The 1,168-nt window shown below is 69.3% G+C and carries 1 protein-coding gene; it reads right to left on the reverse strand.

The window, feature by feature from the left end; all coding sequences use genetic code 11:
• On the reverse strand, positions 1-944 hold a 944-nt coding region (locus AB0F71_RS39910; protein WP_360246242.1), incomplete at its 3' end, for a transposase.
• Positions 945-1,168 lie beyond the last annotated feature (224 nt).

The raw sequence follows: 1,168 nt of genomic DNA on the forward strand, positions 1-1,168 counted from the left end.
TCGAGCAGGTGCTCGCCGGGTTTCAGGTCCCGGTCGATGAGTTTGTCCTGGACGGGGGTAGTGGCGGCGACGTCGGGTTCGGTGGCGCAGGTGGTGTGGACGTCGGTGACCAGGTTGGGTAAGTCCTCGTCGCAGGACTCGGTCAGGTGGGCCTTGGAGCCGGTCCACTCCACGGCGTCCGCGCCGGGCGTGCCCTTGGTGCTGTAGCGGGCGTCGGGGTCGTGGGGCGAACGGACGCGCTCGGCCGAAGGCGGCAGTTCCTTGGTGTCCCGGTAGCGCGGCGTGCCGGTGGCGGTGCGCTCGAAGTGCTGGTCCCACAGCTCGCGCACGATCCTGACCTGTGGGAGGCCGTTCATCCACGCGGCGGTGGCATCCGCGTCGATGGCGGCGATCAGGCTCTGCCCGTCGGCGCCGATCTGCTCGGCGAGCCTGGTCGCGGAGGCGTTCTTGCGGCGCAGGAGCCTGCTGGTCTCGACCTTGCGGCCATAACGTTCGTCCCAGCCGGGCCCGAGCAGCGGCACGACCAGGCCGGGGCTGGTGCGGGCGATCTCCTCCAGGGCCGCGCGCAGAGCCTCGCCCAGGCACTCGATGCGGTTCAGCCTGCGCACACACGCCAGCACGTGAGTGGAGTCGGTGCGCTGACGGCCGCCGGCGCGCACCAGCCCGGCGGCCTTCAGACGTTCCAGCATCAGCGACAGCAGGGCATCCGCCCGGTCACCCTCGACCAGGCGGGCGCGGAACTCGCACAGCACGCTGGCATCGAAACCGGTGTATTCGAGCTCCAGTCCCAGCGCGTACTTCCAGGAGATCCGGTCCGCGACCGCCACCGCGGCGTCCCGGTCGGAGAGGTTGTGCAGGAACTGCAGGACCGTGACCATCACCAGCAGGGCCGGCGAGAGGCCGGGCCGCCCCAGATCCGCGTACATCTCCTCGAACTCACCCACGGCAAAGTCCTCGTCGCTGAACAACGCACCCAGCGCCTCCCGCACCCGCATCTCATCGGTCCCACGGGGATGAACCCTGCGAGCCAACGCCACGGTCTCCGCCGGAATCCCAGACACACCACCAGGACGCAGCACGACCCACCCCCACAGTCAGCCAACCCACCCAAATCAACAGGCACTTACTGTCCCACAACCACCCCAACCGACTTCGCCAGCAGAGTCGC

This window comes from Kitasatospora sp. NPDC028055 (genome assembly GCF_040637885.1).
Taxonomy (GTDB): domain Bacteria; phylum Actinomycetota; class Actinomycetes; order Streptomycetales; family Streptomycetaceae; genus Kitasatospora.